Source organism: Pseudomonas sp. P65(2024) (assembly GCF_057480955.1).
This window is the reverse complement of sequence record NZ_JBLIYX010000004.1, coordinates 45,230-71,260: the sequence shown is the minus strand read 5'-3', so window position 1 is coordinate 71,260 and position 26,031 is coordinate 45,230. Positions and strand designations below refer to the sequence as shown.

The window sequence follows — 26,031 nt, the reverse complement described above, 5'->3', positions numbered from 1 at the left end:
CGCTCTGCAAGCCCGCTCCCACGCCGTTCCGGTTGAAGCCTGGAACGACGTTTGCCCTACCGGCCAAGCAACCGGCAGTAGAACCTCCACTCTTCCTCGAGCGCATGCGCCAGGTTCGCCGCCTGGCGCAAGCCATGCCGCTCGCCCGCGTAAAAATGCCCCTCTGCCTCGATACCATTGGCCTTGAGCGCCTCAAGCATGCTGCGGGTCTGCTCCGGCACCACTACCGCGTCCAGCTCACCCTGGAAGAAGATCACCGGTACCTTGATCCGCCCGGCGTGCAGCAGCGGCGTGCGCTGGCGATAACGCTCGGCATCGCGCCGGGGGTCGCCGATCAGCCAGTCCAGGTAGTCGCCTTCGAATTTGTGGGTGGCCCGCCCCAGCGCTTCGGGGTCGCTGACGCCGTACAGGCTGGCGCCGCCGCGGAAGACGTCCCGGAAGGCCAAGGCGCACAGGGTGGTGTAACCGCCGGCGCTACCGCCACGAATGAAGGCTTGGTCAGGGTCGATCAGGCCCTGGCCGGCAAGGTGGGCGACTGCCGCGCAGGCATCTTCCACATCACTCGCTCCCCAGTTCAGGTGCAGTGCCTGGCGGTAGGTGCGACCATAGCCGCTGCTGCCCCGGTAGTTGAGGTCGGCGACGGCAAAGCCGCGCTGGGTCCAGTACTGGATGCGCGGGTCGAGCACCGGGTAGCAGGCCGAAGTCGGACCGCCGTGAATGAACACTACCAGCGGCGATGGCCCGCCCGTGCCTTGCATGGCGGGGTAGAAGAATCCGTGGGCGGTGCCTTCGCCACTGGCGTAACGAATCGGTTGTGGAAGACTGATGTCCTCGGCGGGCAGCACCTCGGCGCCACCTGCCAGCACTTGGACTTCATGGCTGCGCCGGTCGATGGCGATTACCGCCGGTGGGCTGATCGGCGAAGCGGCTACGGCATAGAGCTGTCCGTCATCCAGCGCCAGGCCACGGAAACGCGTGTACGCACTGGCATAACGCTCCACCTCGCCATCGGCGCGGCGCAGCCCCAGTTGGCCGAAACCGTCCTCGAACCAGCTGGCCAGGTAGCTGGACGGGCCAAGGGCCAGCCAGGTGCTGGCGCCCAGTTGCCAGGGGGCGGCGGCATGATCGGCGGGCGCGGCGGGCAGGCGTTGCCAGTGTCCGTCGAGTTCGCCCCAGGGCTGCCAGAAACCGTCGCGGTCGGACAGGCAGTACAGGCGGCCTTGCCCATCGAAGCGCGGCTGTTGCAGCGATTCGTCCTGCCCGGCGATGCAGCATGCCGGGCCCCAGGCGCCAGAAGGTTCGCGTTCCCGGCACATCAGGCGGGTGACGGTCCAAGGTTGGGCAGGTCGGTTCCATTCGATCCAGGCCAGTCGGCAGCCGTCGGGGCTCAGCGTGGGTGAGGCGTAGAAGTCGGCCCCTTCGGCCAGGATTTGCCGATGCTGCGTCGAGAGACCCACCAGGCGATGCACAACCTGTTCGCCATGCTGCTCTTCGACGGCCAGCACCTGACCGGCCTGCCACTGCACGTCGCCATAGCGGCAGTCGTCGGCGTGGGTGAGCGGGCGCGGTGGGCTGCCATCCAGGGCCTGCAGGTAGACCTGCTGGTCCTTTTCGTTGACGAACACCAGCCCGTCGTCGCCCAGGCAGAAGCTGCCGCCACCGTACTCATAGACCCGGCTGCGCACACTGAACCCGTCCGGGGTCAGGCAGCGGGCCTGCTGATCGCGCCAGTGCCAGACCCGGCAGGCGCCATCGGCGGGGCGGAACTCGTTCCAGAACACCCCTTGCGCGCCGACCTTGAGCTCGGCGAAATCGGTGCCAGCGGCCACCGCCTGGGCGGCGCTGAACTCAGCCACGGGCGATGACATGGGAATTGCGCTCGTTGCGGAAGGTCATCTGTTCGATCTCCAGCGTTGCGTGTTCGGCCTCCTCGCGGGCCTTGAGGATGATGCCATGGTCCGGCGACTTGCCGCACACCGGGTCCGCCTTGCTGGCATCGCCGGTGAGCATGAAGGCCTGGCAACGGCAGCCACCGAAGTCCTTCTCCTTCTCGTCACACGAGCGGCACGGTTCGGGCATCCAGTCATAGCCGCGGAAACGGTTGAAACCGAACGAGTCGTACCAGATATGCCGCAGGTCGTGGTCGCGCACATTGGGGAACTGCACCGGTAGCTGGCGTGCGCCATGGCACGGCAGCGCGGTGCCATCCGGCGTGATGGTCAGGAACAGGCTGCCCCAGCCGTTCATGCAGGCCTTGGGGCGCTCTTCGTAGTAGTCCGGGGTGACGAAGATCAGCTTGCACGGCTTGCCTTCGGCCTTGAGCTTGTCCCGGTACTCGTTGGTGATGCGCTCGGCCCGCTCCAGCTGGGCGCGGGTCGGCAGCAGGCCCAGGCGGTTGAGGTGCGCCCAGCCGTAGAACTGGCAGGTAGCCAGTTCGACGAAGTCGGCCTCCAGGGCCAGGCACAGCTCGATGATGCGGTCGATCTTGTCGATATTGTGCCGGTGGGTGACGAAGTTGAGCACCATCGGATAGCCATGGGCCTTCACTGCCCGGGCCATCTCCAGCTTTTGCGCGAAGGCTTTCTTGGAGCCGGCCAGCAGGTTGTTCACCTGCTCGTCGCTGGCCTGGAAGCTGATCTGGATATGGTCCAGCCCGGCCTGCTTGAACGCGGCGATCTTCTGCTCGGTCAGGCCGATGCCGGAGGTGATCAGGTTGGTGTAGTAGCCCAGGCGACGGGCTTCGCCGATCAGCTCGGTGAGGTCCTGGCGCACCAGCGGCTCGCCACCGGAGAAGCCGATTTGCGCGGCGCCCATCTCGCGGGCTTCGGCCATCACCTTGAACCACTGCTCGGTGCTCAGCTCCTTGCCCTGCTCGGCGAAGTCCAGCGGGTTGGAACAGTACGGGCACTGCAGCGGGCAGCGGTAGGTGAGTTCGGCCAGCAGCCACAGCGGCAGTCCTACCGGTACTTCAGGCGAGGGTGATCCAGTGTTCGGCACGGGCCACCTCCATGAATTGCTCGATGTCGTCGGCGACTTCGGGCACACCGGGGAACTGCCGCTCGAGTTCGGCGATGATCAAAGCGACACTGCGCTGGCCATCAATGAGCCCGCCGATCAGCCCGGCGCTGTCGTTGAGCTTGATCATCCCCTCGGGGTACAGCAGCACATGGCCCTTCTGCGCCGGCTCGTACTGGAAACGGTAGCCGGGGCGCCAGGCAGGCACCTGTTGACGGTCGAAACTCATAGGGCGATCCCCTTGTGCCAGACCCGCTCACTTGTGACGCTGTGATACGGCGGGCGGTTCAGTTCATAGGCCATGCTCATGGCGTCGAGCATGCTCCACAGGATATCCAGCTTGAACTGCAGGATCTCGAGCATGCGTTCCTGCCCCTCGCGGGTGGTGTAGTGCTGCAGGGTGATCGCCAGGCCGTGCTCCACATCGCGCCGGGCCTGGCCCAGGCGGGTGCGGAAGTACTGGTAGCCGGTCGGGTCGATCCACGGATAGTGCTGCGGCCAGCTGTCCAGGCGCGACTGGTGGATCTGCGGGGCGAACAGTTCGGTCAGCGAGCTGCTGGCGGCTTCCTGCCAGCTGGCGCGGCGGGCGAAGTTGACGTAGGCGTCGACCGCGAAGCGCACGCCGGGCAGCACCAGCTCCTGGCTGCGCAGTTGGTCGGGATCCAGGCCCACGGCCTGGCCGAGGCGCAGCCAGGCTTCGATGCCGCCGTCCTCGCCGGGCGCGCCATCGTGGTCGAGCAGGCGCTGGATCCACTCGCGGCGCACTTCGCGGTCCGGGCAGTTGGCCAGGATCGCGGCATCCTTCATCGGAATGTTGACCTGGTAGTAGAAGCGGTTGGCCACCCAGCCCTGGATCTGCTCGCGGGTGGCGCGGCCTTCATACATCGCCACATGGTAGGGGTGATGGATGTGGTAGTAGGCGCCCTTGGCGCGCAGGGCCTGCTCGAACTCGGCAGGGGACATCGGCGTTGCGTCGCTCACAGGGCCTCCTTACAACTCGATGTTCATGCCATCGAAGGCGACTTCCACGCCCCGGCGCTGCACTTCGGCGCGTTCCGGCGAGTCTTCGTCGAGGATCGGGTTGGTGTTGTTGATGTGGATAAGCACCTTGCGCTGGCGCGGGAAGCCATCCAGCACTTCAAGCATGCCGCCTGCGCCGTTCTGCGCCAGGTGGCCCATCTCGCGGCCGGTGCGGGTGCCGACGCCGCGGCGCTGCATTTCATCATCCTCCCACAGGGTGCCGTCGACTAGCAGGCAGTCGGCGCCGTGCATCATCTCCAGCAACTTGGCGTCGACCTGGCCCAGGCCCGGTGCGTAGAACAGCTTGCCGCCGGTGCGGGTGTCTTCCACCAGCAGCCCGAGGTTATCGCCCGGGTGCGGATCGAAACGGTGCGGGGAATAAGGCGGCGCGGCGCTGCGCAGCGGGAAGGGGGTGAAGCGCAGGTTCGGGCAGGCGTCGATGACGAAGCTGCCTTCGAGCTCGATGCGGTTCCACACCAGGCCGCCGTTCCAGTGGCTGAGCATGTTGAACAGCGGAAAACCGGTGGTCAGGTCCTGGTGGACCATGTCGGTGCACCACACCTGGTGCGGGCAGCCCTCGCGCAGGCTGAGCAGGCCGGTGGTGTGGTCGATCTGGCTGTCGAGCAGGACGATGGCGTCGATACCGGTGTCGCGCAGGGCGCGGGCCGGCTGCATCGGCGCGAACGCCTGGAGCTGGGCGCGGATGTCCGGCGAGGCATTGCACAGGATCCAGTGCTCGCCGTCGTCGGACAGGGCGATGGACGACTGGGTGCGCGCGGTGGCGCGCAGGGTACCGTCACGGTAGCCCTTGCAATTGACGCAGTTGCAGTTCCACTGGGGGAACCCGCCACCGGCGGCGGAACCGAGGATCTGGATGTACATGGGTACTCTCTAGCCGGAAAGGTTAGCCCGAAAGCCATATCGGAAAAACACAAACGCCCCGGCGGGCCGGGGCGTCTAACTGCGCAGCCGTTTAACGGTTGGCGAAGTACATGGTCACTTCGAAGCCGATACGCAGGTCAGTGTATGCAGGTTTGGTCCACATGGGCTTGCTCCTTCCGGATGGGGTTTGGGGTGGTCGGCTCATTATTGGGTACTCCCCGCAGAGAGAGGTTCCATTGGCCGAGATTGCGCTATCTTACAAGAAAAATTTGTACCGAAAGGTTAATTCTTCGAAAAGCGCCATTGCATTTGCGGTAACAATCCCGCCGTTTTTTCATAGCCATTCGGCGTCCGGGGCACTGGCATTGGCCAGGCACAACCAACCGTGCCTGGCATCGAGCAACTGCTGGAGCAACGCATCCAGCTGGCCTTGTTCGACATTGAGGATAGACCTTCGCATGCGCGACAGGTCGGCATTGTGTGTCGCGATATGTGCCTGCCAGGCCCATTGCGTGACATCGGCGTTGGTCATCGCTGTCTCGTCGAACTGATCGGCCAGCTGCGCTCGCGCCGCTGGGGCCAGCGCGACGCCCTCGCGCAGCAGGTCCAGCAGATGGCCCAGGATCTGTGCGTGGCTGGCGTGCGGCGATTGCACGCCGAACAGCAGTCCGCCGTAGCCTTCGATCTGACGAAAGGCGCTGAACACGGCGTAACCCAGCTGCAGCTCGACGCGCAGACGCTGATAGACCGGGCCTTGCAGCACGTGGGCGAGCAGTCGACCGGCGGCCTGCAGATCAGCCGGCAGCGGGAAGAACAGCAACAGCGCGGGCTCGCTGCCCGAAGTCGGGATCTGCCGCCAGTGGCGTCCGAGGATCGGGCGCGCTGGCGAGGGGGCGATCGGTTGTCCCATGAGGCCTTGCAGTGCCGTGCCCAAGGCGCCCTGTTGGGCGGGGGCGAACCCTTGCGCCAAACCCTGCCAGCGGGCTTGCTGCCAGAGTGCGTCGAGCCGCGGCTGGTCCAGGGTGCAAGCTGGCTGCGGTTGCTCTTCACCCATCAGTAAAGCGTCCGGCAGTGCCTTCAGCAGCGCACGGATCGGTATCAGCGGCGCTTCGGCTGCCGCTGGCGAGTACCAATGCTCCTGGGCTGGCGTGCGCAGCAAGGTCAGGGCCTCGTGCGTGGCATTGATCACGGCCAGCGGGTACCCCGCGAGGCGCAACTGCCAGTAATCGCCAATGGCCTCGAAGCCCAGTCGCAACGCTGCCTGGTCGGCACGCTCGCGCAGGGGTTGCAGACTATGTTGCAGAACGACCTGCATGCGCTGACGCAGCGGCGAAGGAATGTGCCAACGCAGGTCGAGGCTCGCAAACTGACGAGAGGGCGGCAGGCAGCCACCGAGACCAAGTCCTGCTGGCAACGGCGTGTCGATCATGGGAAGTTCGGTTGCCAGCAGCGCTTCAACTGGGGGCAAATGCCAGTTTCCGGCATTCGAGGAAGGCAGGTCCCACAGCAGTGCAGCAAAGGCTTCCACGCCTTGTGTCCCCAGCCCTGCGAAAGGCCGGCCGGCACTGTCGCGCTGGGCCAGTTCCATTGCGCTGGCGGCCTGTTCGTGGCGTTGCTGCAGGCGTGCGAAGCGGTCGTTCAGCGGCTTGTGGTCCTGTTGGCGCAGAAAACCCAGCCAGCCGTGCAGCAGCTCCCGAGTCTCGGTCAGGCAGGCCTGGTCCGACAGTTCCAGCTGGACATGCCAGAGCAACTGCCCGGCATGGGCGTGGAGTTGTTGCGCCTTGCAGCCCTGCAGCCAGCCGCGCTGGCGCAAGGCATCCAGCCAACCGCCGGGTCGGCTGTCGGTGAGCTGGGCCAGCAGCAGCTCGAGCGCCTGCTCTGCGCCATCCGGCAGTCCATCATGGGCGAACAGCAGGTCGTGGCGCTTGCCCCATGCGCCTGGTGGGTGCAATGGCGCGTCGAGCAAGGCGGGTGGCCGTTGCCGGGCGACGCTTTCGCCCTTGGCGAACAGACCACCGAACTGCCTGCCCAGGTGCGCCAGCTCATCCAGCGGCTGCGGGCCGGCCAAGCTCAGGGTGAGTTGCCCGCCCTGGTAGAAGTCGTGGTGGAACTGCCTCAGCCCTTGCTGGAAGGCCTGGCTTTCCAGCGGCAGGCTGTACCGGTTGCCGGCGTGGAAGCCGGTGAGCGGATGGCGCGCCGACACCGACTGCAACAAGGCGAACTTACGCTGGGCCTCGGGGTTGCGCGACCAGGCGATGAACTCGGCATGGATCACCTCGCGCTCGCGGCGCTGGCGTTCGATGGCGAAGTCCGGCTCGGCGAGCATCTGGCACAGACGCTCCAGCCCACCGGCCAACGCTGTGGGGGGCACGTCGAAGAAGAAGTCGGTGGTGCGTTCGCGGGTACTGGCGTTGACTTGGCCACCCAGGCCTTGGACGTAGCGCATCAGGCCGTCGTCCAGCGGAAAACGCCTGTTGCCGAGGAAGAACAGGTGTTCGAGAAAGTGCGCCAGGCCCGGCCAGCGCGCGGGTGCGTCATGGCTGCCGGCATGCACCCGCAACGCCGTCGCCGCACGCTTGAGGCGTGGCGCGTGGCGCAGGGTCAGGTGCAGGCCGTTGGCGAGGGTGAGGTGGCGAATGGCGTCGGACATGACGCCATGCTAGCGTGCAATGCCGAGGTTGTCTGTTCTGGCCCTGTCGCTGTTAATGCAGATCCCGACGCAGGTCCGCCAGGTAGGGAAACGCCTCCCGACCTCTCAATACCCGCTCGCGTTGCAGATCCGCCAGCAACAGCCCCTCTTCGTCCCCGGCCATCGCCAGCACATCACCATCCGGCCCGACGATGCTGCTCTGCCCGCAGTATTGGATCTCGCCTTCGCTGCCGCAGTAGTTGGCGTATACCAGATAACACTGGTTCTCCTGCGCCCGCGAGCGCACGGTCACCTGGCAGACGAAGTCGTAAGGCGCCATGTTCGCCGTCGGCACCAGGATCAGCTCGGCGCCGTTCAGCGCCAGGCGTCGGGCGTTCTCCGGAAATTCGATGTCGTAGCAGATCAGCAGCCCGACCTTCCAGCCGTCCAGCTCGACCACCGGAAAGTGATCGTCGCCCGGGCTGAACATCGAGCGGTCCAGCTCGCCGAACAGGTGGGTCTTGCGGTAGTTGCACAGGCTGCGGCCATGGGCGTCGATCAGTTGCACGCTGTTGTGGATCGACCCGTCCTCGGCCCGTTCCGGATAGCCGTAGACGATGGCGATCCGGTGCGCCTGGGCGATCTCGACGACACTCATGGCCGAGGGGCCGTCCTCGGCCTCGGCCAGGCGTTCCACCTGGTCCAGGCCGATGTTGTAGCCGCTGAGGAACATTTCCGGGCACACCAGCAACTGCGCACCTTGGGCGGCAGCCTGCTGGGCCTGGTGCTGCAGGCGCTCGAGATTGCCGGGCACGTCCAACGGCTTGGGCGTGCCCTGGAACAGGGCGATGCGCATGGCGCTACTCCTTCGCTCAGTCGGCCAGGGCGATCGGGCCGATCTCGTGGAACACATCGCCCGGGCCGGGGTTGTCCGGGTGGGTCTGGCCACCGAAGTGGTTCATGATACCCCACACGGCATTGAGCGAAGTCTGCACAGCGCCTTCCACCCAGGCCGGGGTCCACGACACGTCGTCACCGGCGATGAAGATGCCGCGCTGTTCGGCGGGCATATCCTGTTGCATGAAGTGCGCGTACATGCGCTGGTTGTAGCGGTAGTGGCCCGGCAGCGCGCCCTTGAAGGCGCCGAGGAAGTGCGGGTCGGCCTCCCACGAGATGGTGATCGGGTCGCCGATGATATGCCCGGCGATATCGGTCTTGGGGTAGATCTTCTTCAGCGCGTCGAGGGCCAGCTGCACGCGCTTTTCGGTCGGGTGCGGCAGCATCTTCAGGGCGTCGCTCATCCACGCGTATGACAGGCAGATCACCCCAGGCTTGTCGTCGCCGTTGTCGAACAGGTAGGTGCCACGGGTCAGGCGGTCGGTGAGGGTCATGCTCATCAGGTCGCGGCCAGTTTCCGGGTCCTTGTCCTTCCAGAACGGCCGGTCGACCATGACGAAGGTCTTCGACGACTGCATATAGCGGGTGCGGTCCAGGGCCATCCACATCTTTTGCGAGAACAGCGACTCCTCGCAGTCGATCTGGGTGGTCAGCAGCCAGCTCTGGCAGGTGGTGAGCACCGCCGCGTAGTGGCGCACGTCGCCGTAGTTGTCGGTGACCGCCAGGCGCCCGTCGCTGGCCCGGGCGATGCGCTTGACCCCGGTGCGTGGCGCGCCGCCGTGCAGGCCGCTGAGGCTGGTGCCGGCCGGCCAGTGGGCGCAACGTTCCGGCACATGGCGCCAGATGCCCTGCGGCACCTGCTCGACGCCGCCGACCACCAGGTGCTGGTGATCGTCGCAGTTGGTCATCACCACGCGGAAGATTTCCAGCATCGAGTTGGGGAAGTCCGAGTCCCAGCCGCCGGTGCCGAAGCCGACCTGGCCGAACACCTCGCGGTGCTGGAAGCTCAGCTTGGCGAACGAGCGCGAGGTGGCGACGAAGTCATAGAAGGTGCGGTCGTCCCACAGCGGCACCAGCTTGTTCCACAGGTCCTTGAGACGCGGCACGTCGCGGTCGCGGATGGCCTGCTGGATATCGCCGAACTGCGCGCCGCTCTCCAGGGCGTCGGCCCAGGCGTCGGCCACTTCGTGGAACAGCTGCGGCAGGTCGGCGGATTTTTCGGCGTAGTAGGTCTGGCCTTCCAGGTCGATCACCGTGCTGCCCGAAGCCGGGGTCAGCGGGTTGGGGAAGGGCTTGGTCTCAAGGCCAAGCTTGTCGACGTAGTGGTAGAACGCGGTGGACGACACCGGGAAGCGCATGCCGCCCAGTTCGGCGACGATGCCGTCGGTGCCGTTGAACGCCTGCGAGCGGAGCCGGCCACCCAGCTTGGAGGCCTCGTACACCACGGGCTTGAGGCCCAGCTTCATCAGCTCGTAGGCCGCCACCAGCCCGGCGATGCCACCACCGACGATCGCCACCTCTTCGCCATGGCGCTCCTTGGGGATGCTGCCCAGGCCGGCCGGGTGCTCCAGCCAGTCGTCGAAGGCGAACGGGAAGTCGGGGCCGAAGATGGTGATGGGTTTCTTGCCGTCGGCGGGGTGGCGGTTTTTCTTGTTCATGTAATGACCTTGCCAGGGGCTGCGCAGGGGGCGGAGCCTGAGTATAGAGAATGCCTGGTGGCCATTTTATGAAGTGGGGTGCTCGTTATTAAGGTGCAGATTGGCGTCGTTATGTGATTTGTTTCGTCATAGTGTTCTATTTTTTGCAGAAAATGACGATTTTAACCCGGTATCTGCTGCTCTCTTTGTGGGGGCGGGCTTGACCCGCGATCACCGGCGAAGTCGGTGCCATACACCGCATCGCGGGGCAAGCCCGCTCCCAAGCCGGTGATGCTTGCAACTTTGTTTCCTGCGCGCCCCCTATAGCGACCGCGTCTTTCTGACGAGAATCAGCTTGGTCCTACAGAGACAAGTAATAACAGGAAGTATCCTACGAGCCATGTAGCCTCGGTCTGGCAGTTTGGGAGCACCCTTGGCGGTTAACTTCAGCCGGTCACCGCCTATTCGGTGATCGGGCGTGAGAACCCGGCGATCAAATTGGAGGCATGCTGTCATGGCAGCTGTGCGCGGGCAGGTTCTGCCTGGCCGGAATGTAGCCTCCAACTTCGCCGGTTCTCACCCCGCGCATGGCTGCCACCCATTCCCGTGAGAAGGTTGCGTGGCGGCCTTCTTGAGCCGGTAATGGAGGCAATACCCATGAAGAAGATCGTCCCCGACCCACCCCTCGCCCTGAACCCAACCACCGAGCAGTCCTTCTGCTCCTGCCAGTCCAGTCATCCCCCCATCTTCACCGTCCGCCCCGGCGTCGATGCCGCCGACGCCCTGGTCCACGCCAGCATGCTGGCCCGGGCCATCCAGGAAATCGCCGACGACTACGCACAGCACCATGCCCCCGAGGCGGGGCGGGCGATGATCTGGTCGATCCTGCATTCGGCGGAAACGGTGCGCGCGCTGTTGGAAGGGCTGCTCGACGCGATGGAGGCTTGATGGTTGGGGCCGTGGTCAGCCCGGCTGGCCGCGGTCTACCTTGCTGCTGAGGATGATCGACGTGGTGGTCTTCTCCACCCCATCCAGGCTGCCGATCTGGTCGAGCAACTGGTCCAGTTGCTCTGGCGAATCACTGTTCAGCCACGCCACATAGTCGAACTCGCCACTCACCGCGCACAGTTGCTGTACCTGGCCCATGGCGCCCAGGCGGCGCACGATGTCCTTGCCCGAGCGCGGCTGCGCCTTGATCCCCACGTACGCCTGCAGTCCGCCGCCCAGCAGGCGCTGGCCCAGGCGCACGCCATAGCCGGTGATGACCTTGCTCTTCTCCAGCCGCGCCAGGCGCGAGTTCACGGTGGTGCGGGCGATGCCCAGCTGGCGGGCGAGGGTGGCGACGCTTTCGCGGGCGTTGATTTGCAACAGGGCGATCAACTGGCGGTCGATTTCGTCGAGGGTGATGGCGCGGGCGTCTGGCATGGCGAGTCTCGGCAGTGGGCCCGCTAGACTAGCCAGCACCGGCCGCGCAGGGCAAGACACTAGATGGCAGTGCGGATTTGAATTGCCCAGTTGGCCGCGCTTTCTACAGGGTGGCCCGTTGCTCGGATCAAGAGTGTACCGGGTGGAGCGTGATTTCTGCGTCCAGTTTCTGGCTGGCCTCCAGGCACCAGCGGTGCAGCGCTGAGTCGATCGCTACTTTGTCCGCTAGTTGCGCCAGGGGAACTGCTTTGGCGAAGCAGCGATAGCCTGGCTTGTCCTTGTCGTTGACCTCTCCATCAGCTGGGTAGCTGATAGCCGACCAGACGTTCCAGTACCAGTTGCCCGGTGCTGGCACATCACAGATGACTACCGAAATCAGCAGCTCGCTCTCTGTTGCGACGACCGGCGTGTCACTGAACTGGCCAGTGTATTTGTTGTACCCCGTATCGCTGCGCACCCACGCTCCGAACATCAGGTCACCCTTGAGGTGGGTATGTGGTTTATCGGCCTGATTCTGCGGGCAGCGTAACCAGATCACCGAAAGGTCATAGAACGGCAGGTAACGCAGGCCACTGGCCGTGCGATTTTCAAGGCCGGCCACGCTTTGTGGCAGCGAGTGGACGTACGCTTGGTGATAGTCCTTGGCGCCCAGACGGTCGCGGATATAGCCCAGCAACTCGAACATCCGTTGTTGATAATCGGCGAGCAATCTATAGGCGCGACGCACGTCGAGCAGTGCGTTGTTCAGAGGATCGGTCATGCAAGGCTCCATGCCGCGAAAGCACCAGGTGGCGTTTCAATGTGAACCGGTCGCAAGGCGTCGAGCCATTGCACCGGATGGGTTTTAAGGTTGTGCCAGGCATAGCACCGTGAAAGATCGTCGAGCAAACGCTGGCCGCCTGTGGATCCTTCTGCCAGCTCGTTTTCCACCACCTGGAACAACTGCTGCCAACTGCGGCAAACCAGATTGAATGTTTTCTGGGGCTGGCCATTCAGTTCATTGTGCAGTGCATCGAGCAACAGCTGACATGTCTGTGTAGACGTATCCTCAAGCCCTCCCAGCGTCAGCAGGATGCTGGCTGCTTCCAACTGGCCGCCGTGCCAGCCGGCTCTGAGCTCGCGTGCCAACTGCTCGGGCTCCTGCTGGCGGCAGTGATCGTAGCGCTTGGCCTCAATTACAAGGGTGCGCTTACCGTCGCTCATAACCACGTCGGGCTCTACGCGTTTAGCCTCGGGTAGGTACCAGGAGGGCCAGAAGGCAATGCTTTCCAGTGGGCCGAACGGCTCACCAAGCAACGCTTCGAAGATGGCGCAGAACTGTACGTCAGGCAGGTAGGCCAAGCGTTCGAAGAGCGTGGACGTCAACACATCCTCGGCGCCTTCGCTACGTTCGATTGCAAGCGCCTGATCGAGTAGGCCGGTGCCCCGTTTCTTGCCGGCTAGTACGGCGTTGAGCATGACGGTTCCTTCGTCTGGGTCGATGTGTTGGCAGGCCTCATTGCGAGATGCCGTGATGGCGGCGTCATCTTAGCAAGGACTATCGCGTAGTGCTTGTGTCCATTTGTCATTCTCGCAAACATGACAAAGCCGCGCCAATGCGCGGTTTTGTCATGTTTGCGAGAATGTAAAGGTCGTCGATGGTCACCGCGCAGCGCTGGTCTGCGCCGTGGTCGCACAAGGCGACTTCAGGCCGACAGTCATGCTCTCGACGTTGTCGAGCATCTGGTTGCCCTGGTTGACCTTCTGGGCGTTCTCCGCCAACTGCATGCGCTGGTCATAGGTGGCCGAGGTGCCATTCATGCTGTGCTTGGTTTCCAGCACCGAGTTGGCGATGCTCAGCAGGCTGCGGCCGGTGGAAATCAGGTTGTCGGTAGCGCTGGGCGTGCAGGGCGCATTGCCGCCGGCCATCTGGCTGGGCTGCTGGCCCTGGTTGTAGGAACCCGGCGCCACGCAACCGGCAAGTGTTACCAGCATGGGTGCAATGAGCAGGGCTCCAAGCGTTCCTTGGATATTCATGTGTCGTTCCCTCGATCACTGGGCTCCGACTCGGTGCCGAAGCGATGGAGGGATTCTAGAAACGTGGCATCGGCGGCGAAATAGAACGGGTGTGCTAAAGGCATTTTGCCGCTGCCACCGGTGCCTGCCTTGCCATGGGAGAAGTACGAAATTTGCGCCTGCACAAGCGGGCAAGTTGCAGGACGTCATGCAAAAAAACCGCGCAACTGCGCGGCTTTTTCATTTCTGGTGGGCCCACACGGACTCGAACCGTGGACCAAAGGATTATGAGTCCTCTGCTCTAACCGACTGAGCTATAGGCCCTCAGCAGGAGCGCTGGATTATAACGAGGGTTTCGATAGGGTGCCATCCGAAAGATCCGTTTGTGCTATGCGAAGAAAGGTCGCCGCGAACTCGTCCGGCGGCAGCGGCAGGCTGACGATGTAGCCCTGGATCTGTTCGCAGCCTTCGGCGGCCAGGAAGCGCTGCTGCGCCTGGTTTTCCACGCCCTCGGCAATGATCGTCAGCTGCATGCTGCGGCCCAGGGCGATGATGGCGCGGGCGATGGCGGCGTCGTGGGGATCGTCGGGCAGGCCGCGGATGAACGACTGGTCGATCTTGAGGATGTCCAGCGGCAGGCGCTTGAGGTAGCTGAGTGACGAGTAGCCGGTGCCGAAGTCGTCGATGGCCAGCTGAACGCCCAGCAGCTTGAGCTGGTGCAGCACACTCAGCGCTTCCTCGGCCTGGCTCATGATGAAGTTCTCGGTGATCTCCAACTGCAGGTCGCCGGCCTTGAGCTGGTAGCTGCGCAGCAGCTGTTCGATGCGCCGGGCCAGGTTGGGCTGGCGCAACTGGGCGCCGGCCAGGTTGATCGAGAGCGGGCCGAAGGCGTGGTAGGCCTTCTTCCAGGCGTGCATCTGCCGGCAGGCCTGCTCCAGCACCCAGTCGCCGAGCTGCAGGATGGTGCCGTTCTCCTCGGCCAAGTGGATGAACTGCTCGGGCGGCACTTCGCCGAAAGTGGGATGGGACCAGCGGACCAGCGCCTCGGCGCCGACCAGGCTCTGGGTCTTGAGGCTGAACTTGGGCTGGTAGCACAGGCTCAGCTCGTTGCGCTCGATGGCGCGGCGCAGCTCGTGTTCCAGGGCAATGCGTTCGCTGGCCTGGGTGGTGAGCTCGCGGGTGTAGGCCTCGACGCGGTTGCGACCCTTGGCCTTGGAACGGTACATCGCGGCGTCGGCGTTGCGGATCAGGCTGGCGACATCGGTGCCGTCCTGCGGGTACAGGCTTATGCCGATGCTGGCGCTGGTGAAGAATTCGTGCTCGCCGGCCTGGAATGGTGCATGGAAGCCGGCCAGCAGCTTGTTGGCGATGGCGCTGGCATCGCTGGGTTTGTGCAGGCCGGGCAGGAGGATGATGAACTCGTCGCCGCCGAGGCGGGCCACGGTGTCCACGTCGCGCACCTGCTCCTTGAGGCGCTGGGCGATGCCCTTGAGCAGCAGGTCGCCCACCGGGTGGCCGAGGCTGTCGTTGATGTGCTTGAAGCGGTCGAGGTCGAGGAACAGCACCGCGCCCTGGCGGTTGGACACCTGGGCGCAGGTCAGCGCGCCCTGCAGGCGGCTTTCGAACAGGGCGCGGTTGGGCAGGCCGGTGAGCGGGTCGTGGTGGGCTTGGTAGTCAAGTTTGGCCTGGGCGTGCTTGAGGCTGGAGATATCGGCGAACACGGCGACGAAGTGGGTAATCTTGCGCTCCTGGTTGCGCACGGCGCTGATGGTCAGCCAGCCGGGGTACAGCTCGCCGTTCTTGCGCTTGTTGAAGATCTCGCCCTGCCAGTGACCCTCGGCGGTCAGCTGGTGCCACATGGCGGCGTAGAAGGCACTGTCGTGCTGGCCGGAGGCGAGCAGTCGCGGGGTCTGGCCGAGGGCCTCGATCTCGCTGTAGCCGGTGATCTCGCTGAAGGCGCGGTTGACCGCGCTGATGCGCTGGTCGGTGTCGGTGATCAGCACCCCCTCGGCGGTGTTCTCGAACACCGTGGCGGCCAGCTGCAGCTTTTCCTGCATCAGGTGGCGCTCGGTGATGTCGCGGGCGATGGTCAGCATGCAGTCGACGCCGCCGATCGGCAGTGGCCGGGCGGACAGCTCGCAGAGACGGATCTGCCCGTCGCTGCGACGGATATGGCAGCTGAAATCGCGCACGAATCCGTCGCGCTGCAGTTGGTCGACCAGGCGCTGGCGCTCGTTGAGGTCGACCCAGATGCCCAGGTCCAGCGAGGTCTGGTCGACCGTGGTGCTGATGTCGTAGCCGGTCAGGCGGCAGAAGCCTTCGTTGACCTCCAGCAGCAGGCCGTCGCTCTGGCGCGACAGCAGCAGGCCGTCGGGGGAGGCGTGGAAGGCCTTGGCGAACTTCTCTTCGGAGGTCTGCAACTGTTGCTGGGTTTCCTTGAGCTGGCTGATGTCGCGGATCGCCACCACCAGTGCCGGCATACTGTCCAGTTCGAAGGTTTCGGCCGAGGTCAAGCCGGTGAACAGTTCGCCGTTGCTGCGGCGGAAGGTCATTTCCAGGTTGCGAATGCCGCCCCGGTGCAGGCGTTCGAGCAGCGCCGGGCCGATGCCGGCCACGCCCCACAGGCCGAGCTCGGTGGCGGTGCGACCGATCACCTGGCTGGGGCTCAGACCGATCAGCTCCTCGAAGGCTTCATTGACCTCCAGCAGGCAGCCATCGCTGTGCCGGGCTATGACCAGGATGTCCGGACACTGCTGGAACACCGAGGCGAACTTCTGCTCTGACAGGCGCAGGGCATCCTCGGTGTGCTTGGTTTCGCTGATATCGATCATCAGTCCGCGCATCAGCGGCTTGTGGCCGTGCTCGATCATGCTGACGATATTGCGTACCCACAGGGTGTGGCCGTCGGCGCGGATCACCCGGTAGTCGAGGCTGTGGTCGCGCCCGGCTGCCGTTTCGCTGTCGCAGTAGGCCTGCGCCCAAAGGGCGTCCTCCGGGTGCAGGATGCTGCGCCAGAAGCCGGGCTTGAGCCATTGCGCCGTGGGGTAGCCGAGCAGGTCTTCGGCATGGGGCGAGACATAGCTGTAGCTGAAGTCGTTGGCGTCGGCTTCCCAGGCCACCGCCGACAGGCTCTCGACCAGGCCGCGATAGTGGTACTCGCTGCTGCGTAGTTCCTGCTCCAGGGCTATGCGCCGGGAAATCTCCGAGCTCAGGCGCCGGTTGATGCGGATCACCACCGCCAGTATGGCCATCAGCACCAGCACCGCCGGCAGGCCATAGAGCAGGACATCGTGCCAGAAGGTCCGCTGATCGACGACGTTGCCCACCCAACGTTGCTGGATACGGCTGACTTCACTGCTGCTCATGTCGGCCATCACCTTGTCGAGGATGCCGACCAGCACCTTCTGCTGCCGGGGCACGGCCATGGCCAGCTGGTAGCGGTACGGTGTCTCGCCGCTGACATACAGGCCGTCCAGCTTGAGCTGGCGCAGGCTCCAGATGCTCGAGGCAAGGTCGCCGACCACCGCGTCCACTTCGTCGGTGGCCAGGGCCTGCAGGGTCGAACTGACATTGGGCATGGCCACCAGGTTGAGGTCGGGGTGGTGGGTGCGCAGCAGCTCGTGGGGGGCGTAGTTTTCCACCACGGCGATCTTCAGGCCGTAGAGGTCCTTGAGGTTGCGTGGTTGCGCGCCGCCGGAGTGGGCGAGGATGACGATCGGGAAGTCCAGGTAGGGGCGGGTGAAGGCCAGGTAGTTCTGGCGCTCCGGAGTGGACATGATCCCGGGGAGCAGGTCGAGGCGATTGCTGCGCGCCTGTTCGAGCACTTCTGTCCAGCTGCTGGGCTCGATCGGCTTGAGGGTGACCCCCAGACGTTCCTGGATCACGGCGATGTAATCGGCGGCCAATCCCTGGTAGCGACCTTCCTGGTCGCGGAATTCGAACGGCGGCCATGAAGCATCGACGCCCAGGCGCAGCTCGGGGTGGGCGCTGAGCCAGGCTTGTTCCTCGTCGGTCAGGGTCAGGGCGCCGGCCGTTGTGTTCCAGGTGAGCAGGAGCAGCAACAGGAAGGCCGGCATCATGGGCATAGCGGCCTCTCGATCAGGGGGTCTGATTCGAGTGTAGACGGGCATTCCACCCGCTGGGTAGACAGTGGCAACGACCTTCTGTCACATAAGAAAAACCCCGGCCTGGGCCGGGGTTCGTCTTTACTCGTCGAGGAAGGAGCGCAGATGCTCGCTTCGCGTCGGGTGGCGCAGCTTGCGCAGCGCCTTGGCTTCGATCTGACGGATCCGCTCGCGTGTCACGTCGAACTGCTTGCCTACCTCTTCGAGGGTGTGGTCGGTGTTCATGTCGATGCCGAAACGCATGCGCAGCACCTTGGCTTCACGTGCGGTCAGGCCCGAGAGTACGTCACGGGTCGCTTCCTTGAGGCTTTCGACCGTGGCCACGTCGATCGGGGACTGCATGGTCGAGTCCTCGATGAAGTCGCCCAGGTGCGAATCTTCGTCGTCACCGATCGGGGTTTCCATGGAGATCGGCTCCTTGGCGATCTTCAGGACCTTGCGGATCTTGTCCTCAGGCATCTCCATGCGTTCGCCTAGCTCTTCCGGGGTCGGTTCGCGACCCATTTCCTGCAGCATTTGCCGGGAAATGCGGTTGAGCTTGTTGATCGTCTCGATCATGTGCACCGGGATACGGATGGTGCGCGCCTGGTCGGCGATCGAGCGGGTGATCGCCTGGCGGATCCACCAGGTCGCATAGGTCGAGAACTTGTAGCCGCGACGGTATTCGAACTTGTCCACCGCCTTCATCAGGCCGATGTTGCCTTCCTGAATCAGGTCGAGGAACTGCAGGCCGCGGTTGGTGTACTTCTTGGCGATCGAGATCACCAGACGCAGGTTCGCCTCGACCATTTCCTTCTTGGCGCGGCGGGCCTTGGCTTCGCCGATGGACATGCGACGGTTGATGTCCTTGATCTCGGCGACGGTCAGGCCGGTCTCGGTCTCGAGGTCGATCAGTTTTTGCTGGCAGGCGACGATGGCGGCGTCTTTCTCACCCAGGGCGGCGGCCCACTTGGTGTTGCGCTTGGCCAGGTCACCGGACCAGGTCTGGTCGGTCTCGTTGCTCGGGAACAGGCGCAGGAAGTCGGCGCGCGGCATGCGGGCATCACGCACGCACAGCTGCATGATGGCGCGTTCCTGCTGGCGCAGACGGTCCAGGGCGCTGCGTACACGCTCGACCAGTGCGTCGAACTGCTTCGGCACCAGCTTGATCGGCATGAACAGGTCGGCAAGGGCCTGCATGGCGCCGATGCTGTCCTTGTGGCTACGACCGTGCTTTTTCAGCACCTTGAGGGTGTCGATCAGCTGATCCTTGACCGCACCGAAACGCTGCGCGGCAACGACCGGATCCGGACCGCTTTCGGCCTCTTCCTCGTCATCGCCGTCGGCGTTTTCTTCGTCTTCTTCGTCTTCCTCTTCCTTCGCGGCAGCGGCCTTGGCACCTGGAATCGGCACTTCTTCGGTCGGCGCGGCGATGTTGTCATCAGGGTCGATGTAACCGCTGAGAACGTCAGACAGACGGCCACCTTCGCTGGTGACGCGATCATATTCGCCGAGGATGTAGTCGACGGTGCCCGGGAAGTGAGCAATGGCGCCCATGACTTCACGGATGCCTTCCTCGATACGCTTGGCGATTTCGATCTCGCCTTCGCGGGTCAGCAGTTCGACGGTACCCATCTCGCGCATGTACATGCGCACCGGGTCGGTCGTGCGGCCGATATCGGTCTCAACTGCCGCCAACGCGGCTGCGGCTTCTTCGGCTGCGGCTTCGTCGGTGTCGGCTTCCGCCAACAACAGGGCATCCGCATCCGGAGCACTCTCGAATACGTTGATCCCCATGTCGTTGATCATGCGGATGATGTCTTCCACCTGTTCCGGATCTGAAATATCCTCAGGCAGGTGGTCGTTGACCTCCGCGTAAGTCAGGTAGCCCTGCTCACGACCGCGGGTGATCAACTCTTTGATACGAGATTGCTGTTGCGCTTTTCCGGACATAACACCCTATCCACTGAAGGTCTTGGCGGGCAAAAAACAAGCCGAGGATTATACCCGAACCTGGACCTCACGCGCCAGATGAGGTCGGGTTTTGTGCTGGAACATTGCGTCTGAGCAGTTCGCGAAGCTTGGCGGTTTCTTCCCCGTCCAACTCGATTTGACGCGATTTTCTGATCAAATGTTCCAAGATGCGCTCGCGCTGGCGAGCTGACAAACTAGTTATAGTGTCGAAAAACTGTTGTTCAAGGTTGTCGGCATCGATCAACCATTCCTTTTCCGCCAGGGCGCGCAGCAGGCGGCCCTGCTCGGTGCCGTGCCAGCGTGCGATCAGCTGCATTGAGCTTAGCTTAGGATTTTTCTGTGCGGCCTCGATCAGCGCCACCAGCAGCTGGCTGTACATCTGCTCTTCGTCGGCGAAGTGGCTGGCGTCCTCGACCTTGCCGGCCAGCAGCGGGTGGTGCAGCAAGGTGCGCAGGGCCGAGAGTGTCGGCGGTTCGACCGGCGCTGGCACCCGTGGCGGGGCTTCGCCGCGCTGGCCGTCGCGCTGCCAGGGCTTGCCGCCTTTCTTGTCCCATGGCTTGCCGTCCCACTGTTTCTTGCTACCGCCTTTGTTTGGCGTCCAGGGACGTTGCTCCTGCTGCTGCGGCGTATAGTCGGGCGGGTAGTGCATGTCGCCATGGTCAGGCGTGTAGCTGGCCATGGCGTCGTAATCGTAGCCGGGGTCGTAGTCCGGCACGCTTGGCGTTGGCGCGCTCTGCGCCAGCTGCTCCATCTGCTGCGGGTCAAGCCCGGTGATGTCCTTCAGGCGGTTGCGCATCAATTGGCGCAGGTTGGCGCCCGGCACTTTCTCGATCAGCGGCGCGGCCAGTGTGACCATGTGCGCCTTGCCTTCCAGCGAGCGCGGGTCGGCTTCGTTGCTCAACTGCTCGAAGAAGTAGTCGGCCAAAGGCTGGGCGTGCTGGTTGATGCGGGCCTGGAAGGCGTCGGTGCCTTCGGCGCGCACCAGGCTGTCCGGATCTTCACCCTCGGGCAGGAACAGGAAGCGCGCGCGGCGGCCGTCTTGCAGGCTCGACAGGGTCGCCTCCAGGGCGCGCCAGGCGGCCTTGCGGCCGGCCTGGTCGCCGTCGAAGCAGAACAGCACGCTGGGCACCACGCGGAACAGGCGCTTGAGGTGCTCCTCGCTGGTGGAGGTGCCGAGGGTGGCCACCGCGTTGCGCAGGCCTTGTTGGGCCAGGGCGATGACGTCCATGTAGCCCTCGACCACGATGATCTCGTCGAGGTTGCGGTTGTGCTTGCGCGCCTCGTACAGGCCATACAGCTCCTGGCCCTTGTGGAATACCGGGGTTTCCGGGGAGTTCAGGTACTTGGGCTTGTCGTCGCCCAGTACCCGGCCGCCGAAGGCGATGACCCGGCCACGGCTGTCGCGGATCGGGAACATCACCCGATCACGGAAACGGTCGTAGCGCTTGCCGCTCTCGGCGTTCTCGATCAACAGGCCTGCGTCGATCATCACCTTTTGCTGCAACGCGTCGGCGCCCAGGTGCTTGAGCAGGTTGTCCCAGCCCGGCGGGGCGAAGCCCAGGCCAAAGTCGCGGGCGATCTCGCCGGACAGGCCGCGGCCCTTGAGGTAGTCCACCGCTGCCTTGCGAGTGGCATGGCCGCGCAGGGCCTGGCGATAGAACTCGCTGGCTGCTTCCAGCAGCGGGTACAGCGGTGAATCGGTTGGCTGGCGCGGCTTCTGTCCGCGGCGGCCCTCTTCCCGGGGTACCTCCATGCCGGCCGCGCGGGCCAGCTCCTCGACCGCCTGGGGGAAGTCCAGGTTGTCGTGGTCCATGATGAAGCCCAGCGCGTTGCCGCCGGCGCCGCAGCCGAAGCAGTAGTAGAACTGCTTGTCGGGGCTGACGGTGAAGGAGGGGCTCTTTTCCTTGTGGAACGGGCAGCAGGCGGACAGGTTCTTGCCGGTCTTCTTCAGCTGGACGCGCGAACTCACCACATCGACGATGTCGGTGCGGTTGAGAAGGTCATCGATGAAGCTCTGGGGAATCAGCCCGGCCATGGCAGTCTCGTCATCTGGCAACTGGCAAGTCTAAACGCTTGTGCGCGGGTTTGGCGTGGGGTATCTCGCAGGAAGAGGAGTGTGCTCGTCACCAGCCCATGAAGGGCTCGTCAGAAAGGACGTGCACGCCTGGTCGAGGACCAGTTCTGACGCGTTGATGCGGGTTGCCCATGGCTTTTGCCGGGGCGCCCAAGGCGCATGGCCAAGGGTTTGAAGCGACCGCTGCCATCAGCCCGGCACGAGGCCGGGCATGGCAGAAGCTTTGCGTAGAACGGCTGTACTTAGTACAGACGAACGGCGCGGCGCTGTTCGCGCTGAACCTTCTTGGCGTGACGCTTTACAGCGGCAGCGGCTTTGCGCTTGCGCTCGGCGGTCGGCTTCTCGTAAAACTCGCGGCTACGAACTTCAGCCAGTACACCGGCTTTTTCGCAGGAGCGCTTGAAACGACGCAGAGCTACGTCGAAGGGTTCGTTCTCTTTAACTTTGACGGCTGGCATCCAGGGCTACCTTAATTCATTACCGGGGTAGACGTGCTCCTGGCAAAACATAAGGTGTGCTGGAGAACGTCGGTTTTCAAGGGTTGCGGATGTTAACCCTTAGCTGGCCGGAATGCAAAGCCTCTGATCGAAAACCGCTGGTCGGCACCGGACACGGGGACTATCATGCGCGCCTTCGAATTCAGCCTCAACAAGGCACGGACCCATGCTAGTACTGGGATTGGAAACATCCTGCGACGAAACTGGCGTCGCATTATACGACAGTGAGCGCGGCCTGCTGGCCGACGCGCTGTTCAGCCAGATCGACCTGCACCGCGTCTATGGCGGCGTGGTGCCCGAGCTCGCCTCGCGCGACCACGTCAAGCGCATGCTGCCGCTGATTCGCCAGGTGCTGCAGGAAGCCGACTGCGTCGCCACCGAGATCGACGCCATCGCCTACACCGCAGGTCCCGGCCTGGTCGGCGCGCTGCTGGTGGGCGCCTCCTGCGCCCAGGCGCTGGCCTTTGCCTGGGATGTTCCGGCGATCGGTGTGCACCATATGGAAGGCCACCTGCTGGCGCCGATGCTCGAGGAGCAGCCGCCGGAATTTCCGTTCGTCGCTTTGTTGGTGTCCGGTGGCCACACCCAGCTGGTGCGCGTCGATGGCATCGGCCAGTACGAGCTGTTGGGCGAGAGCCTGGACGACGCCGCTGGCGAAGCCTTCGACAAGACCGCCAAGCTGATCGGCCTCAATTATCCGGGCGGCCCCGAGATCGCCCGCCTGGCCGAGCAAGGCACGCCCGGGCGCTTCGTGTTCCCGCGGCCGATGTGCGATCGGCCGGGCCTGCAGTTCAGCTTCAGCGGCCTCAAGACCTTCGCCCTGAACACCTGGCAGCAATGCCGCGACGCCGGGGACGACAACGAGCAAACCCGTTGCGACGTGTCGCTGGCGTTCCAGCAGGCGGTGGTGGAGACTCTGACCATCAAGTGCAAGCGTGCGCTCAAGCAGACTGGCCTCAAACGCCTGGTCATCGCCGGTGGCGTGAGCGCCAACAAGGCCTTGCGCGTTTCGCTGGAAGAAATGCTGGCCAGCATCAAGGGCAACGTCTATTACGCCCGTCCACGGTTCTGTACCGACAACGGCGCGATGATCGCCTATGCCGGTTGCCAGCGCCTGTTGGCCGGGCAGCGGCAGGACCTGGCCATCAGCGTGCAGGCGCGCTGGCCGATGGAGCAGTTGCCGGCGGTGTGAAAGGTGCCGGCTTGTGCGGGCGTCTCAGAAATGGCGCTCGCGCCCGGCGAACAGGTCGCGCAGGTTGCTGCGGTGGCGCCAGACGATCAGGATCGTCAGTACCGTCATCGGCAGCAGCGCTTCGGGTTCGCGCCAGGCCAGCAGCGGCAGCGTCAATGGCGTGGCGATCAACGCCGCCAGCGAGCTGGTGCGGGTGAGGTAGAAGGTCAGCAGCCAGGCGCCGATGGCCAGCAGCGCGGCGGGAAAGTACAACGCCATGAGCATGCCGGCGGCAGTGGCCACGCCCTTGCCGCCCTGGAAACGGAAGTACACCGGGAACAGGTGGCCGAGCACCGCGCAGATGCCGACCCAGGCCTGCTCCTGCTGGTCGAGCCCGGCCAGGCGGGCCAGCAGTACTGGCAACATGCCCTTGCACAGGTCGCCGAGCAGCGTCAGGATCGCCAGTTTGCGGCCGGCCAGGCGTAGCATGTTGGTCGCGCCGGCATTGCCCGAGCCGCTGGAGCGCGGGTCGGGGCTGCCGCTGAGGCGGCTCAGGACGATGGCGAAGGACAGAGAGCCGAGCAGGTAGGCAAGCAGCGCCAGTGACCAAAACATGCTAACTATTCCGGGCGAGGACGCCCTGATTCTAACGGCGCCCGTCGCCCTTGTCGTGCTGTGGAGAGAAGTGCTTGGACAGAGTGTTCATCGAAGGCCTGGAAGTCGATACCGTCATCGGTGCCTATGACTGGGAGCGGGATATTCGCCAATGCCTGCGCCTTGACCTGAGTTTCGCCTGGGACAACCGCCCGGCGGCGGCCGGTGACGACCTGTCGCTGGCCCTGGACTACGCCAGTGTCTCGGCGCGCGTCCAGGCCTTCGCCGAGCAGGCGCGCTTCGAACTGGTGGAGACCTTTGCCGAGCGTCTGGTGGCCGTACTGATGGAAGAGTTCAAGATCCCGTGGGTGCGGCTGAAACTGACCAAACCGGGTGCGGTGCCTGCGGCCCGGGGCGGCGTTGGCGTGGAGATCGAGCGCGGATGTCTCTGAGTACCGTATATCTCGGGCTGGGTAGCAACATCGACCGCGAGCGGCACCTGTGCGCCGGGCTCGATGCCCTGGCTGCGATACTCATCGACATGCGTTGCTCGCCGGCGTTCGAAAGCCAGGCAGTGGGTATCAAGAGCGGGCCATTCATCAACTTCGTGGTGACCGGCAAGACCGACCTGCCGCTGCTGGAGCTGGACCGCCGGCTGAAGTTCATCGAAGCGGAAAATGGCCGCTACGCACCCGACCGCAAGGGCCTTCCGCTGGATATCGACGTGCTGCTGTACGACGATCTGCATGGCACCTTCAACGGCTTGGTGCTGCCGCGGGCGGAGATCCTGAAGAACGCGTTCGTGCTGTGGCCCTTGTCTTTGCTGGCGCCCCAACGGGTGCACCCTGGGGTCGGCAAGCCCATGGCGCAGTTGTGGGAAGAGGCGAGCATCGATCAGGTACTGGCGCCGGTGCCGTTCGAGTGGCGTGGGCTGCAGCTCACGCAGGTCTGAGCCGCACTTGCGATCGCGGAGCAAGCCCTCTTCCACCAATCGGACTTGCTCCCTGCGATGGGCTCACTGCTGCGTGTAGGCCTTCAGCGCCTCAAGCCTTTGCGCCTTCAGCGCCTCCCCCAAGGCTTGGCCGGTCAGCCCCTGTTGCACAAGCGGCTTCACATCCACGGCCCGAGCCGCCGCAGCTGCATCGCGCAGATACCTGCCTTGTGGATAACTCGAGTCCACTGCCGCCATTTCACACGCGGCAATGAAGTCGTCGAAACGCTGCGGCCGACGATACACATCAAACTTCTGCAGCATTTCCAGCAGGCTTGTCGGCTCAAGTGCCAGAGCTTGATCGGCCTGTTCGGCGAACTCCCCCACCAGTATCGCCAGTTCCTGGCATTCGCGTGGGACCTTGAAGCGCTGGTTGAGTGCTTTGATCGCCGTTGATTCCAATCCGCGCAGCAGGCAAGCCCAACGCACAGGCAGGGATTGCTGGTGCCTGGCCGCCTGGTGCAGTGCAGTCAGTGTATCGGTGCCGTGCTCCAGCTCTGGCATAAGCTCTTTCAGTGCGCCGCAACTGCGCAGCACCTCGACGAACACCTGTGGCTCGTTTTCCATCAATGCCCGTTCGATCTCCTTCCAGCTGCGTTCGGCAGTAAGCGCCTGCAGTTCGCCCGACTCGGCGATCTGCCGCATGAGGGCAAGGGTTTCGTCGGCCACCTCGAAACCCAGAGGTGCATAGCGCGCCGCAAAGCGCGCAACACGCAACACTCGCAGTGGATCTTCTGCGAATGCTGGGGAAACATGGCGAAGGATTCGGTTATCCAGGTCTGCCTTGCCGTGGTAGGGGTCGTACAGCTGGCCGTGTTCGTCCTCGGCCATGGCGTTGATGGTCAGGTCGCGGCGAATCAGGTCTTCTTCGAGGGTGACGTCGGGGCTTGCGTGGAAGGTGAAACCGCCATAACCGCGCCCGCTCTTGCGCTCGGTGCGGGCCAGGGCGTACTCCTCACCGGACCTGGGGTGAAGAAAAACCGGAAAATCCGCGCCCACCGGGCGGTAGCCCAGGGCCTGCATCTGTTCGACGCTGGCGCCAACCACCAGCCAGTCGACGTCGCTGACCGGACGGCCGAGCAGGCGGTCACGCACAGCGCCGCCAACCTTGTAGATCTGCATGTGAA

23 protein-coding genes and 1 tRNA gene are annotated in these 26,031 nt (G+C 64.3%); 4 read left to right on the top strand and 20 right to left on the bottom strand.

Annotated elements, in window-relative coordinates; translation table 11 throughout:
- Positions 1-56: 56 nt before the first annotated feature.
- The 9 genes from AC25MA_RS07890 to AC25MA_RS07850 all read right to left on the bottom strand — a co-directional run bounded on the left by AC25MA_RS07890 (position 57) and on the right by AC25MA_RS07850 (position 10,101).
- Entirely contained in the window at positions 57-1,868 is a 1,812-nt protein-coding gene (locus AC25MA_RS07890) for a S9 family peptidase (protein WP_028689059.1), read from the bottom strand.
- Complete coding sequence (gene pqqE, locus AC25MA_RS07885) at positions 1,849-2,997, bottom strand: pyrroloquinoline quinone biosynthesis protein PqqE (protein ID WP_028689058.1); 1,149 nt, start codon at positions 2,995-2,997, stop codon at positions 1,849-1,851. The genes AC25MA_RS07890 and pqqE overlap by 20 nt, the downstream gene beginning before the upstream one ends.
- Complete coding sequence (pqqD, locus tag AC25MA_RS07880) at positions 2,969-3,244, bottom strand: pyrroloquinoline quinone biosynthesis peptide chaperone PqqD (protein WP_028689057.1); 276 nt, start codon at positions 3,242-3,244, stop codon at positions 2,969-2,971. The genes pqqE and pqqD overlap by 29 nt, the downstream gene beginning before the upstream one ends.
- Positions 3,241-3,978, bottom strand: coding sequence for a pyrroloquinoline-quinone synthase PqqC (pqqC, locus tag AC25MA_RS07875; RefSeq protein WP_175406172.1), 738 nt, complete (start codon positions 3,976-3,978; stop codon positions 3,241-3,243). Before pqqC ends, pqqD begins: the two co-directional genes overlap by 4 nt.
- A gap of 27 nt (positions 3,979-4,005) precedes the next feature.
- On the bottom strand, positions 4,006-4,917 hold the full coding sequence (gene pqqB, locus AC25MA_RS07870; RefSeq protein WP_028689055.1) for a pyrroloquinoline quinone biosynthesis protein PqqB: 912 nt from the start codon (positions 4,915-4,917) through the stop codon (positions 4,006-4,008).
- Positions 4,918-5,008: 91 nt separating this feature from the next.
- Positions 5,009-5,080 carry a pyrroloquinoline quinone precursor peptide PqqA gene (pqqA, locus tag AC25MA_RS07865; protein ID WP_003243383.1) on the bottom strand — a complete coding sequence of 24 codons (72 nt, stop codon included), beginning with the start codon at positions 5,078-5,080 and terminating at the stop codon, positions 5,009-5,011.
- 171 nt (positions 5,081-5,251) lie between these two features.
- On the bottom strand, positions 5,252-7,567 hold the full coding sequence (gene pqqF / locus AC25MA_RS07860; protein WP_486971928.1) for a pyrroloquinoline quinone biosynthesis protein PqqF: 2,316 nt from the start codon (positions 7,565-7,567) through the stop codon (positions 5,252-5,254).
- A gap of 52 nt (positions 7,568-7,619) precedes the next feature.
- Complete coding sequence (locus tag AC25MA_RS07855; protein ID WP_062362948.1) at positions 7,620-8,402, bottom strand: carbon-nitrogen hydrolase family protein; 783 nt, start codon at positions 8,400-8,402, stop codon at positions 7,620-7,622.
- A gap of 16 nt (positions 8,403-8,418) precedes the next feature.
- Positions 8,419-10,101 carry a flavin monoamine oxidase family protein gene (locus tag AC25MA_RS07850; RefSeq protein WP_050703494.1) on the bottom strand — a complete coding sequence of 561 codons (1,683 nt, stop codon included), beginning with the start codon at positions 10,099-10,101 and terminating at the stop codon, positions 8,419-8,421.
- A gap of 636 nt (positions 10,102-10,737) precedes the next feature.
- Between AC25MA_RS07850 and AC25MA_RS07845 the strand changes: the two genes are divergently transcribed.
- Complete coding sequence (locus AC25MA_RS07845) at positions 10,738-11,028, top strand: DUF3077 domain-containing protein (RefSeq protein ID WP_028689051.1); 291 nt, start codon at positions 10,738-10,740, stop codon at positions 11,026-11,028.
- Positions 11,029-11,043: 15 nt separating this feature from the next.
- Here the strand turns inward: AC25MA_RS07845 and AC25MA_RS07840 are convergent, their stop codons facing one another.
- The 9 genes from AC25MA_RS07840 to rpsU all read right to left on the bottom strand — a co-directional run bounded on the left by AC25MA_RS07840 (position 11,044) and on the right by rpsU (position 22,109).
- A complete protein-coding gene (locus AC25MA_RS07840) occupies positions 11,044-11,505 on the bottom strand; it encodes an Lrp/AsnC family transcriptional regulator (RefSeq protein ID WP_028689050.1) in 462 nt (153 codons plus the stop codon).
- Positions 11,506-11,632: 127 nt separating this feature from the next.
- On the bottom strand, positions 11,633-12,265 hold the full coding sequence (locus tag AC25MA_RS07835) for a hypothetical protein (RefSeq protein WP_198742845.1): 633 nt from the start codon (positions 12,263-12,265) through the stop codon (positions 11,633-11,635).
- Positions 12,262-12,963, bottom strand: coding sequence for a hypothetical protein (locus tag AC25MA_RS07830; protein WP_028689048.1), 702 nt, complete (start codon positions 12,961-12,963; stop codon positions 12,262-12,264). Before AC25MA_RS07830 ends, AC25MA_RS07835 begins: the two co-directional genes overlap by 4 nt.
- Positions 12,964-13,146: 183 nt before the next feature.
- A complete protein-coding gene (locus tag AC25MA_RS07825) occupies positions 13,147-13,521 on the bottom strand; it encodes a hypothetical protein (protein WP_028689047.1) in 375 nt (124 codons plus the stop codon).
- A gap of 226 nt (positions 13,522-13,747) precedes the next feature.
- Positions 13,748-13,824: transfer RNA gene (locus tag AC25MA_RS07820), tRNA-Ile, on the bottom strand.
- Between the two features lie 17 nt (positions 13,825-13,841).
- Positions 13,842-17,585 (bottom strand): bifunctional diguanylate cyclase/phosphodiesterase, encoded by a 3,744-nt coding sequence (locus AC25MA_RS07815; protein ID WP_486971927.1) that lies wholly within the window; start codon positions 17,583-17,585, stop codon positions 13,842-13,844.
- Positions 17,586-17,705: 120 nt separating this feature from the next.
- A complete protein-coding gene (gene rpoD / locus AC25MA_RS07810) occupies positions 17,706-19,556 on the bottom strand; it encodes an RNA polymerase sigma factor RpoD (protein ID WP_028689045.1) in 1,851 nt (616 codons plus the stop codon).
- Between the two features lie 67 nt (positions 19,557-19,623).
- On the bottom strand, positions 19,624-21,612 hold the full coding sequence (gene dnaG, locus AC25MA_RS07805) for a DNA primase (protein WP_028689044.1): 1,989 nt from the start codon (positions 21,610-21,612) through the stop codon (positions 19,624-19,626).
- A gap of 281 nt (positions 21,613-21,893) precedes the next feature.
- The gene (gene rpsU / locus AC25MA_RS07800; RefSeq protein ID WP_003255575.1) at positions 21,894-22,109 is read right to left on the bottom strand and encodes a 30S ribosomal protein S21; all 216 of its coding nucleotides are present in this window, start codon (positions 22,107-22,109) and stop codon (positions 21,894-21,896) included.
- 205 nt (positions 22,110-22,314) lie between these two features.
- On the opposite strand from rpsU, the gene tsaD reads away from it, so the two are divergent.
- Positions 22,315-23,340 (top strand): tRNA (adenosine(37)-N6)-threonylcarbamoyltransferase complex transferase subunit TsaD, encoded by a 1,026-nt coding sequence (gene tsaD / locus AC25MA_RS07795; protein ID WP_486971926.1) that lies wholly within the window; start codon positions 22,315-22,317, stop codon positions 23,338-23,340.
- 24 nt (positions 23,341-23,364) lie between these two features.
- Here the strand turns inward: tsaD and plsY are convergent, their stop codons facing one another.
- A complete protein-coding gene (plsY, locus tag AC25MA_RS07790; protein ID WP_028689042.1) occupies positions 23,365-23,934 on the bottom strand; it encodes a glycerol-3-phosphate 1-O-acyltransferase PlsY in 570 nt (189 codons plus the stop codon).
- A gap of 74 nt (positions 23,935-24,008) precedes the next feature.
- On the opposite strand from plsY, the gene folB reads away from it, so the two are divergent.
- Both folB and folK read left to right on the top strand, forming a co-directional pair.
- Entirely contained in the window at positions 24,009-24,365 is a 357-nt protein-coding gene (gene folB, locus AC25MA_RS07785; protein ID WP_028689041.1) for a dihydroneopterin aldolase, read from the top strand.
- The gene (gene folK, locus AC25MA_RS07780; protein ID WP_028689040.1) at positions 24,356-24,865 is read left to right on the top strand and encodes a 2-amino-4-hydroxy-6-hydroxymethyldihydropteridine diphosphokinase; all 510 of its coding nucleotides are present in this window, start codon (positions 24,356-24,358) and stop codon (positions 24,863-24,865) included. Before folB ends, folK begins: the two co-directional genes overlap by 10 nt.
- Positions 24,866-24,928: 63 nt before the next feature.
- Here folK and AC25MA_RS07775 read toward each other — a convergent pair whose 3' ends face one another.
- Positions 24,929-26,026, bottom strand: a complete 1,098-nt coding sequence (locus tag AC25MA_RS07775) for a tRNA nucleotidyltransferase/poly(A) polymerase-related protein (RefSeq protein WP_241411518.1) — start codon at positions 26,024-26,026, stop codon at positions 24,929-24,931.
- Positions 26,027-26,031: the final 5 nt, after the last annotated feature.

What these genes read in the sequence shown, in the direction of transcription:
- dnaG (WP_028689044.1), bottom strand. Translation starts at nt 21,612, where the DNA reads ATGGCCGGGCTGATTCCCCAGAGCTTCATCGATGACCTTCTCAACCGC.
- AC25MA_RS07890 (WP_028689059.1), bottom strand. Translation starts at nt 1,868, where the DNA reads ATGTCATCGCCCGTGGCTGAGTTCAGCGCCGCCCAGGCGGTGGCCGCT.
- AC25MA_RS07775 (WP_241411518.1), bottom strand. Translation starts at nt 26,026, where the DNA reads ATGCAGATCTACAAGGTTGGCGGCGCTGTGCGTGACCGCCTGCTCGGC.
- plsY (WP_028689042.1), bottom strand. Translation starts at nt 23,934, where the DNA reads ATGTTTTGGTCACTGGCGCTGCTTGCCTACCTGCTCGGCTCTCTGTCC.
- folK (WP_028689040.1), top strand. Translation starts at nt 24,356, where the DNA reads ATGTCTCTGAGTACCGTATATCTCGGGCTGGGTAGCAACATCGACCGC.
- pqqC (WP_175406172.1), bottom strand. Translation starts at nt 3,978, where the DNA reads ATGTCCCCTGCCGAGTTCGAGCAGGCCCTGCGCGCCAAGGGCGCCTAC.
- AC25MA_RS07830 (WP_028689048.1), bottom strand. Translation starts at nt 12,963, where the DNA reads ATGCTCAACGCCGTACTAGCCGGCAAGAAACGGGGCACCGGCCTACTC.
- pqqB (WP_028689055.1), bottom strand. Translation starts at nt 4,917, where the DNA reads ATGTACATCCAGATCCTCGGTTCCGCCGCCGGTGGCGGGTTCCCCCAG.
- AC25MA_RS07855 (WP_062362948.1), bottom strand. Translation starts at nt 8,402, where the DNA reads ATGCGCATCGCCCTGTTCCAGGGCACGCCCAAGCCGTTGGACGTGCCC.
- AC25MA_RS07845 (WP_028689051.1), top strand. Translation starts at nt 10,738, where the DNA reads ATGAAGAAGATCGTCCCCGACCCACCCCTCGCCCTGAACCCAACCACC.
- AC25MA_RS07840 (WP_028689050.1), bottom strand. Translation starts at nt 11,505, where the DNA reads ATGCCAGACGCCCGCGCCATCACCCTCGACGAAATCGACCGCCAGTTG.
- rpsU (WP_003255575.1), bottom strand. Translation starts at nt 22,109, where the DNA reads ATGCCAGCCGTCAAAGTTAAAGAGAACGAACCCTTCGACGTAGCTCTG.
- tsaD (WP_486971926.1), top strand. Translation starts at nt 22,315, where the DNA reads ATGCTAGTACTGGGATTGGAAACATCCTGCGACGAAACTGGCGTCGCA.
- AC25MA_RS07815 (WP_486971927.1), bottom strand. Translation starts at nt 17,585, where the DNA reads ATGCCCATGATGCCGGCCTTCCTGTTGCTGCTCCTGCTCACCTGGAAC.
- AC25MA_RS07835 (WP_198742845.1), bottom strand. Translation starts at nt 12,265, where the DNA reads ATGACCGATCCTCTGAACAACGCACTGCTCGACGTGCGTCGCGCCTAT.
- AC25MA_RS07850 (WP_050703494.1), bottom strand. Translation starts at nt 10,101, where the DNA reads ATGAACAAGAAAAACCGCCACCCCGCCGACGGCAAGAAACCCATCACC.
- rpoD (WP_028689045.1), bottom strand. Translation starts at nt 19,556, where the DNA reads ATGTCCGGAAAAGCGCAACAGCAATCTCGTATCAAAGAGTTGATCACC.
- pqqF (WP_486971928.1), bottom strand. Translation starts at nt 7,567, where the DNA reads ATGTCCGACGCCATTCGCCACCTCACCCTCGCCAACGGCCTGCACCTG.
- pqqD (WP_028689057.1), bottom strand. Translation starts at nt 3,244, where the DNA reads ATGAGTTTCGACCGTCAACAGGTGCCTGCCTGGCGCCCCGGCTACCGT.
- AC25MA_RS07825 (WP_028689047.1), bottom strand. Translation starts at nt 13,521, where the DNA reads ATGAATATCCAAGGAACGCTTGGAGCCCTGCTCATTGCACCCATGCTG.